Origin of the sequence: Pseudoalteromonas sp. APC 3691 (genome assembly GCF_030408135.1) — a bacterium.
Lineage (GTDB): Bacteria > Pseudomonadota > Gammaproteobacteria > Enterobacterales > Alteromonadaceae > Pseudoalteromonas.
In genome coordinates this window covers 24554-33680 of sequence record NZ_JASDCB010000044.1, presented here as the reverse complement: position 1 = coordinate 33680, position 9127 = coordinate 24554, and the positions used below count along the sequence as shown (strand labels likewise).

Genomic DNA, 9127 nt, shown 5'->3' with positions numbered 1-9127 from the left:
TGTTTAGTTCTGTTGTTTTTAAGCGATTCATAAGATCACAAAACACCATGAATGTTCCCTCACTACCCACATTTTTTAATACTGTTAGTTCATTGATATGTAAAGGCTAATTCTGGGGATACTTTAGCTAAATAACTAAACGTATATTTGTCGCTGCCTTTAACGGCTTTATTTTGCGTAAAATATGCAACGCTGTCGTACCCTTTAATAGCCGTGTTATTAAACCAACCCGTATTTACAGCATCATCCTTTGCGCTTGCTCCACCGCTTATTAACAGTGTGCTCAGCATTATTAAAGCAACTATGTACTTAATCATCTTTTTTCCTTTATTATTTATTCAATGTGACGTTATCAGTTGTAAATACTAAGAAAGGCATAAGCTAAATATGATTTCATACGTAGCTAAATTTTTAAATATTTATGCGTATAAATATTAGATTTCCATCTAGGCGCAAAAGTATTAATAGTGCATGCTAATACAATTAGCGCGGAGCCTATTACTTGCGACAAGCTTAATGTTGTATCGTAAAATATAAGCTGAAATAACAACGCAAATAATAAGTTAGTATATATAAGTGGCGCTAACTGTGAGTTAGAACTAACTAACCTATACGCTTTACCTCTAAAAAACTGCGTCGCAGCGGTCGAAAAACCAATTAATGCAATCATAAGTAATAATCCATGATCACTCATATCAATTGCAAAGCCTTGGTAAAAGCTTGCCTCACCAGTAGTAAACATTAATACCGGTACCATAAATAAAGAAGCCAAGGCAAAGCTCCAGCCGTTTATTACCATCATAGGGAGATTAATTTTACTTGCTCTAAATAAGGTAATTTGCGAACACGCATTAAAAATACCCGCGCCTAAACCAATTAATAAGCTCCAGCGCCACTGAATGCCATCACTATGTATATTTTGAATAATAACGCCCGCAAACATAAGCGCCATTGTAGGTAGCAATAGCCAATTTAGTTTTGTTTTAAAAAGCACGCGCTCTATTAGTGGAATAAATAACGGCCCAGTGCTAAATAAAATCACCGCCTCCACCAGCGTTAAGGTATTTAGCGCCACTAAAAAGCAGTTTTGGCACAGTACAATAAAAATTGCGCGGGTAGCAAAGGTTTGCCATGCCGACTTATTAGGTAGTTGCCATTTTATGCCCGCCGCCAGTGCCAACATAATAATGGCGGGTAAAAATACCCGTAAAAAAACCACTTCACTGGTACTAAAGTAGCCTGTTAGTAGCTTGGCAATAAAGCTGTTTAACGCCAGAGTAAACGTAGAAAGCAACATAAACACACTAGCACGAGAATTTAACGACACCGCGGTTATCCTTTAAATAAAAAATTAATAAAAACTGATTTAAAAGCTTAATTTTTTTAATCTATTTATTATTTTTAAAAAATTGGCATGTGCTTTTATAGCGCTAATCTTACGTATACTTTTTAAATATAAAAGCGAATAATACTAAACTAACCTGTAAGTAAAACTTAATAGTAATATGTGGTGACTATGATTAAATCGGCGCCTTTAAAATCACTCTATACGTTTATAGCCGTTGCTGAGTCGGGCAGTATGGTATTAGCTGCAGAGCAACTAAGTATTAGCCACTCTGCGATTAGCCAATCGATAAAAGCCCTAGAGTCGCAGCTTAATACATCACTTTTTAATCGTATTGGTCGGCGTGTTGAACTAAACCCTGTAGGTGAACGCTATTACAAACGCATAGCCCCAGCCATGGCCGAAATTTTAACAGCCAGCCAAGAAGCCAGTAACGCAAATAATGAACACACGCACTTAACACTTAATATGGTTAACTCGTTGGCGCTACATTGGTGGATCCCCCGCGTGGCGGATTTTCAGCTTATGGCTCCAAATAGTGATATTCGTATTTCTAATTTAGTCGGTGAGTTTGATTTAGAGCGAGAAGGGATTGATGCCGCAATTATTCATGGCCAGCCCGATAAGTGGCAAAAATACCACTGTGAAAAATTAGCTGACGATCAATTAATTTTAGTGTGTAACCCGCAGCTTTTAGCTGGGTTAAATGAGGATGAGTTAACCCCTCAAAGTTTACTAGAGCGCTTTAAAGCAATATACGTTACTAACCCGCGTAGGCAAAACGATTGGCAAACGTGGTGTGAGGCCAATAATTTAGCGCAGCCTAAACAGCATAATAATTTAACGTTTAATATTTCGGTGCAGGCAACGCAAGCAGCTATGCGCCAGCTAGGTATTTTAGTGACTCACAAACAATTTGTACGTGACGATATTAAGCACGGTATGCTCACTCAAATAGGTCAAAGCATAGTGAATCCCCATCAGCAGTTTTATTTTGCAACTAGCCACGCCATGCTTAATCACCCACAGGTAAGTGCATTAAGAGAGTGGCTAAAACGTGAGTTTTTAAAAACCGCCAGCGAGTAACGTTACTCTACGCGCTCCCAATATTGGTTACGATAAAAAAAGCCAATATAACCGCGAACTTCTAACGTTTTACCGTCGTTTTGTGGCGTTAGTTGCACGGTGTAGGTTTTGCCATTGGTTGGGTCGAGTATTGCGCCATCTCCCCATACGCCATCATCTTCTGGTTTTACGTCAGTGATAATAGTCATACCTAAAATAGGCTGATCTTTTAATGCGCCATCGCACTCTTTACAAATGCCACCTTGCTTAGCGGGGTCTAAAATAGAGTCTACCTTGCCGCTTAGTAAATTGTTGTTTTGTGTAATACGTACGTACGATTTAGCTTCGTTTGTATCCTCATCAATGGTTTTCCAAAGCCCTACAGGGCTCATGTTTGCAAGCGCGCCTTGGCTTACAAAAATTGTGGTTGCTAACGTGCTAAGTAATGCTAATTTATTTAACTTTTTCATTGTGTTGCCTTTTAAATTAAGTGGCTAATGGCTAAATCATATCAGGTGATTTATAAACACACTATTAAAGCGCATCTCAAATTAGGAATAACTCAATAGAGCTCACTGAACTTTATTGCTTCACATTTTCAAATAAAATGCTTTGCACAGGGCTATATAATCAGCAGTGTAGGTATTATCTAAGTTTCTAATACACAGGATTGATGATTCTATATCGCTTTTTACGTAGCTAAATGTCATTAAACTGCGGCTAATATCTTTGTTGGGCGTGGCCTTTACTTGGCAGTGAGTATTTAAATAAAGCCCATTTTGAATAGCAAGCTCAATAAATAATGCGCCTTCAACGCTTGGGAGTATTAAGCTAAAGCGAGCGCGGCTATGGCTTAAGCGTTTAAACGCATTAATTAACTCTTCAAAACTTAGGCCGTCTGTATGGCGTGCGGCATTACGCGCAGCATTATCGCCTTTTAAACTGTGATTAAAATACGGTGGATTAGAGATAACCACGTCAAATTTAACTTCACTACTAAAGCGTTGAATAGTTTGGTGCGTAATACTTATAGTTGGCCACGGACTATTAGCTACATTTTTTAATGCTTGGGTATAGGCGCTTTCGTCAATTTCTACCGCAGTTATATCAAGCTCATTACTGCGCTGCTTACACATTAGTGCTAATAAGCCGGTGCCGGTGCCTATATCAAGTAATGACTTTGCGCCGCTTAAATTAGCCCATGCACCAAGCAAAATGCCATCGGTAGAAACTTTCATTGCACAGTGGTCGTGTTCAACTTTAAATTGTTTAAATACAAAACCAGACATTTTTTCACCTTTTCATTCACCAAGCGCAGCATAGCGCGTATAATCAGGGTAATTGTCCCTTATTTTAGACACTCTATGCAATTTTCTGAATTTGATCTTGATAACAAGCTACTCGATGCCATTAATAAAATGGGCTACGAGACGCCAACCAGCATTCAACAACAAGCTATTCCTGAAGCACTACAGGGGCGCGACATTTTAGCATCTGCGCCTACTGGTACAGGTAAAACAGCGGCATTTTTAATTCCGGCTATTCAGTACTTACTGGATTTCCCACGTCGTGACCCTGGTTTTGCGCGCGTACTCGTTATGACCCCAACTCGTGAGTTGGCTTATCAAATTCATGAACAATGTGAACTGCTAGCTAAGCGCACACACCTAAAAATTGGTGTAGTAACAGGCGGTATTAACTACGGCACGCATAAAGAAATTTTTGAAAAAAATAACGATATTTTAATCGCCACACCAGGTCGATTAATGGAATACCTAGAAACCGAAAACTTTCATGCTGAACATGTAGAAATGCTTATTATTGATGAAGCAGATCGCATGTTAGATATGGGTTTTAAAAAAGAAATGAGCCGTATTTGTGACGAAGCTAAAAATCGTCGCCAATGTTTTTTATTCTCAGCAACACTTGAAGGTGACAGCGTAGAAAGGTTTGCTGAAAAAACATTAAACGACCCAGCTCTATTAGAAGCCGAATCGTCACGTAAAGAAAAGGCTAAAATTCACCAATGGGTACATTTAGCCGACGATTATCATCACAAACTTGAATTATTAGTTAATACGCTAAAAAATCCTGACGTAACTAAAGCGATTGTGTTTGTTAAAACTCGCGAACGCTTAGAAACATTGATTGGCGAACTTACAACTAATGATGTAAAAGCAGCGTGGTTACGCGGCGAAATGCCACAAGACAAACGTATGAAAGCCATGGAAAACTTCCACAGTGGCAAAACAAGCATATTAGTTGCTACCGACGTAGCTGCACGTGGTATTGACGTATCTGACATCAGCCACGTTATTAACTTTGATATGCCGCGTACTGCCGACGTATATGTACACCGTATTGGTCGTACTGGCCGTGCTGGTAAAAAAGGGATAGCAATATCGCTAGTTGAAGCACACGATATTGGTATTTTATATAAAGTAGAGCGCTACGTTGAACAAAAATTAAAACGCCGTGTAATTAGAGGTGTCGAGCCACAGCATAAAGAAGCGAAGCCACCAGCTAAAAAGCGTAAAGATCCAGTAAAAATGAAAGCCAAGAAAAAGGCTAAGGTTAAAAAGAAAAAGTAACCTAAAACATTTTTATACTAAGCCGGCTTTTGTCGGCTTTTTAATGCAAGCTTTATAGCTCTGTCACTTGTACCTGTTACATATGTAACCCAAGCATGTAACTCATACTCATTTAAATGTAATTTTTGCCCACCTGAATTTCCACTTAATAAAATCCCCTTATATTTCATAGCGTTAATATTGGCACCGAAATTGTAACTACAATAATAACCTAGCCGATGGAATTTCCATATTGTGGCTGCACTATTCACCGTAATGTAAGGATTAAGTTATGAACCGCTTCAAGTTAACTATCGCTTTAGTATCATTTTGTTGTTTATTTTTATTAGCTTGCGCTACAAAGGTAAGTGCAGCAACCAACATGGCCGTAGTAAGCAGTGTAGCCACTCAACCTAACTTACAACAAGCTATCACCAACACCCTACGAACTAATCCTAACCTAGCGTTAAGTGATATTCGTGTGCAGGTAAAAAATGGTGAAGTAGATTTATATGGTGAAGCACAAACTGGTTTTCAGCGCGCACTAGCTCAAAAGTTTTTAGAAAATATGGATGGCGTAAAAATCATTCGTAACAAAATTAGCGTTATTTAACATGTTAGAATAAAACATAATTATGTTGGAAGTTTGTAATTTACGAGCTCATCGGTTGCAGAGTGTCTCACCAACTCTAATATTTACTTATGCGCGTGCACTATTTGGCACGCGCTTATTTACGTCTTTTATGGTACGTCCCTGTAACATCCTACCGTAGTTATATCTGTATGATTAGCGTCATTAAATCAAAGATTTCTAAATTAATAGAGTAAGTTAAAGACTAAACTTTTGGGCCTCATCATTTAAACCGTTTGCCATCCTAGACAATTCGCTACTTGATTGTGCAATATCCCTAACTGCCTGCTCGGTCTCTGATATACCCATATTTATGACACCTATATTTCGTGATATTTCATCGATGGTGGTTGCCTGCTGTTCAGAGGCGGTTGCAATTTGAACAACCATATCAAATATTTCATCTACTGCTTTGCCTACATTACTATTGATTAAGTTTGCTTTCTTAGCTATTTCCTGAACTTGAGTTGTTTGTCCTACATTGTCTGTCATTGCTTGAACAGCTGCGTTACTGGCACTAACAACAGCTTCAATGATCACTTCAACCTCCATTGTAGACTCTTGCGTAGACTTAGCTAAGCTTCGTACTTCATCAGCAACAACAGCAAAACCACGCCCTTGTTCACCAGCTCTAGCTGCTTCAATTGCTGCGTTCAAAGCAAGTAAATTAGTCTGATCAGCTATCTTTTTAATAACGCCTAATACATTCACTATTTTTTCTGAATTATGCTTCAACTCCGTCACTTCATGTGCTGATTTTTTTGTAGCTTCTCCAAGAGAAACAAGTGCGTTGTAAGTACTATCATTATTTTCAGAGCCTTCTCGAGCCATTCTTTGAATATTTTCACATAATAATGATGCACTAGCAGTTGTACTCGCTATCTCTTTTACTGTTTCAGTCATTTCGGTAGTGGCGGCTGCAACTTGTATAGTTTGTGCTTGCTGCTCGGTAACTGCTAAGCTAGTTTGCTCAGTAACTGAGGCAAGCTCTGTTGCTGTACTGCCTTGCTGAACTGCAACGTTAGATAATTCACCAATCATTTTTCTGAGATTTTCTAACATGGTATGCAATGCAACTTGTAGCATGCCTACCTCATCGTGTGAATTAACTTCGATATTACTGCTAAGATCTCCTGCCGCCACTTTTTTAGCAAAAGTGGAAGCTACAATTATTGGAGTCGCTATTTTTCGAGAAAAGAAAACACCAATAAATACAACAACAATTGCAGCTACTATTATAGAAATCACACTAAAAAGCACAGTCTGATGGACTGGTGCAAATGCTTCTGATTCGTCAATTTCACTTAATATAATCCAGCTAAAATCTCCAATCTTTATACTATCGAAGGCAGAAAGTACGTTATTTCCATTATAATCTTTTATTATTTTAGTACCATGTTGAGCATTTAAAGCTAAATTTACAGCCTCTGTATCAGCACCATTATTTGTTACAGTTCCTGCAAAACTTGCTTTGAGTGAATGTCCTTCTGGGTCAAGATATGAATCAGAACGCATTAGCTTATCTTCTCCAACTAGGTAACTCTCACCAGTTTCTCCCATCCCTTCGCGAACACCCATTATTTGATTAGTCCCTTTGCTCGAAAGCTGTAAAGCAACTATTGTATCGCTACCATCAACAGGTATAGCAATAAACGCAGCGGGTTCTCCATTACTTGGTGCATACGGTTTGTAATCAGCAATACTAAAACTTTTAGATTGTTTAACCTCTTTAATTAAATCTCCTAAATTTGAACTCGCATATTTCCCTTTTAATATGTTTGTTTGATAATCAGATTCTCTAGCTTGAGTGTAATAAATAAGCCCATTGTTATTAATTAAAAACACATCGTAATAGTCATACTTCTGTATATATTCTGTAAAAAAGCGATCATAGTTGTCTTCCTCAAGCTGCGGAACAATTAAAGCCAAAAGCTCAATATCTGCCCTTTTTTGATTAAAATAATTTTCGATCTGAGTTTTTTTTATTTGATTAATCGCCTCAAGCGACTGAGATATATTGTATTCGACGCGTGATTTTGATTGTAATGTAGAGATTGTAGTAATTATGAGGGCGGGTATTATCCCTACGAGTAGGAAAATTAATGTTAGCTTAGTTTTTAAACTCCAATGACTCGTTTGAAAAGCTGAACTTTCTTGCTTGGCATTTGTATTTACTAAATAAAGAGCAGTTAAGTTAAATCTAGCCTACCAAAAGCTAAAAATGAATTTATTTATTCAAAAAACCCGAATTTACAGGGGGAAACAAACAAAACAGGAACATAAACCACTAAAATGCATTTATTATCCAAACACCTCGTTGTTTATGTATTTATAATGGTTACAAGTTTATTTATTGCGCTATTATGGGAAAATGATAATTTATACTTATATGAAGGGACTTAACTTTAAAATTAGAAATATCCTTTATTTTATAAAATGTCTAAAAAGCGCGTTTTACTCTGTAAAAACGCGCTGTTGGTAAGTAACTATTTCCCAATGCTTTTGCCTAATGAGCTTTAACTAAATTACTCACTTTGGTTAGAGTCAGTCCCCTCACCACTGTCTTTATTTGATGACTGCTGGCTTATTTTGTCGCTTATCATAGCATCGAGTTTTTCGCCGCCTTTAATACCAAAATCTAAAGTACGAATTGGGAATGGAATACTAATATCAGCTTCATCAAGTGCCTGCTTAACGGCAACAACACCTTTATGGCGTACTGTCATAAAGTCTGGCTCACCTGGGTATTTAATCCAAAACCATACCAGTAAGTTAATGCTGCTGTCACCAAAACCTTCGGCGTATACTGCGGTTTCATCTTTGCGTATTACAAAGTCAAATTCGTTAATTTTATCGACTATAACGTCTTTTGCTTTTTCTATGTCGTCGCCGTACGAAATACCTACGGGTACTTCTATGCGTCTAACACCTAGCGTGGTGTAATTTTTTAGTACGTTTCTAAATAATACTTTGTTTGGAACCAGTATTAACTGCCCATAAAAGCTCTCTATTAGCGTGTTACGTAGGTTTATAGAATGTATTGAACCAAACACATCATCGGTTTCTATTACGTCACCTGTTTTAAATGGCTTACGTACACCCATTGCTATACCTGCAATTAGGTTTTCGGTCATGTCTTGAAACGCAAAACCAATGGCTAAACCCACAATACCTGCACCAGCAAGTAGCGAGGTAACAGTGCCTTTTAGCCCAACAAAATCGAGCGCTATAAATAAACCTATACACAACACAATAACTTTAAAAATTGACGCCATTAAGTCGGCAATTTGTGTTGAGTCGAGTGAGCGGCGTAATATGTTTTTCATCAGCTTGCCAGCAAAGCGCGCCAATATTGAAAACACAATTGCGATCAGTATCGCAACTATAAAATTAGGGATATGGCTTATTACAACATCAAACCACCCTCCGAGCTTTTCTTCTATTAGTTTTTCTGCTTCGCCAACTGACGGAATACTGATCATTTTATTTGCACCTATTTAATTAGTGTTCTCATTA

At 37.8% G+C, this 9127-nt stretch carries 9 protein-coding genes; 3 read left to right on the top strand and 6 right to left on the bottom strand.

Annotation, left to right across the window (positions count from 1 at the left end; translation table 11 throughout):
- Positions 1–89 precede the first annotated feature (89 nt).
- Positions 90–317: a hypothetical protein gene (locus QL998_RS13990; protein ID WP_290192903.1), complete on the bottom strand. Its 228-nt coding sequence runs from the start codon at positions 315–317 to the stop codon at positions 90–92.
- Positions 318–403: 86 nt separating this feature from the next.
- Positions 404–1327, bottom strand: coding sequence for a DMT family transporter (locus tag QL998_RS13985; protein WP_182195246.1), 924 nt, complete (start codon positions 1325–1327; stop codon positions 404–406).
- A 189-nt stretch (positions 1328–1516) separates the two neighbouring features.
- Here QL998_RS13985 and QL998_RS13980 point away from each other — a divergent pair, with 189 nt between their 5' ends.
- On the top strand, positions 1517–2431 hold the full coding sequence (locus QL998_RS13980) for a LysR substrate-binding domain-containing protein (protein WP_182195243.1): 915 nt from the start codon (positions 1517–1519) through the stop codon (positions 2429–2431).
- Positions 2432–2433: 2 nt separating this feature from the next.
- Here QL998_RS13980 and QL998_RS13975 read toward each other — a convergent pair whose 3' ends face one another.
- Together QL998_RS13975 and QL998_RS13970 are read right to left on the bottom strand one after the other, a co-directional pair.
- Positions 2434–2880 carry a DUF2147 domain-containing protein gene (locus QL998_RS13975; RefSeq protein ID WP_182195240.1) on the bottom strand — a complete coding sequence of 149 codons (447 nt, stop codon included), beginning with the start codon at positions 2878–2880 and terminating at the stop codon, positions 2434–2436.
- 120 nt (positions 2881–3000) lie between these two features.
- Positions 3001–3699 carry a methyltransferase gene (locus QL998_RS13970; RefSeq protein WP_182195237.1) on the bottom strand — a complete coding sequence of 233 codons (699 nt, stop codon included), beginning with the start codon at positions 3697–3699 and terminating at the stop codon, positions 3001–3003.
- Between the two features lie 75 nt (positions 3700–3774).
- Here QL998_RS13970 and srmB point away from each other — a divergent pair, with 75 nt between their 5' ends.
- Together srmB and QL998_RS13960 are read left to right on the top strand one after the other, a co-directional pair.
- Entirely contained in the window at positions 3775–5001 is a 1227-nt protein-coding gene (srmB, locus tag QL998_RS13965; RefSeq protein ID WP_007376476.1) for an ATP-dependent RNA helicase SrmB, read from the top strand.
- 271 nt (positions 5002–5272) lie between these two features.
- Complete coding sequence (locus QL998_RS13960) at positions 5273–5593, top strand: BON domain-containing protein (protein ID WP_010553266.1); 321 nt, start codon at positions 5273–5275, stop codon at positions 5591–5593.
- A gap of 216 nt (positions 5594–5809) precedes the next feature.
- Here QL998_RS13960 and QL998_RS13955 read toward each other — a convergent pair whose 3' ends face one another.
- Together QL998_RS13955 and QL998_RS13950 are read right to left on the bottom strand one after the other, a co-directional pair.
- A complete protein-coding gene (locus tag QL998_RS13955) occupies positions 5810–7540 on the bottom strand; it encodes a methyl-accepting chemotaxis protein (protein WP_290192902.1) in 1731 nt (576 codons plus the stop codon).
- A gap of 596 nt (positions 7541–8136) precedes the next feature.
- Positions 8137–9093: a mechanosensitive ion channel family protein gene (locus QL998_RS13950; protein ID WP_182195234.1), complete on the bottom strand. Its 957-nt coding sequence runs from the start codon at positions 9091–9093 to the stop codon at positions 8137–8139.
- Positions 9094–9127: the final 34 nt, after the last annotated feature.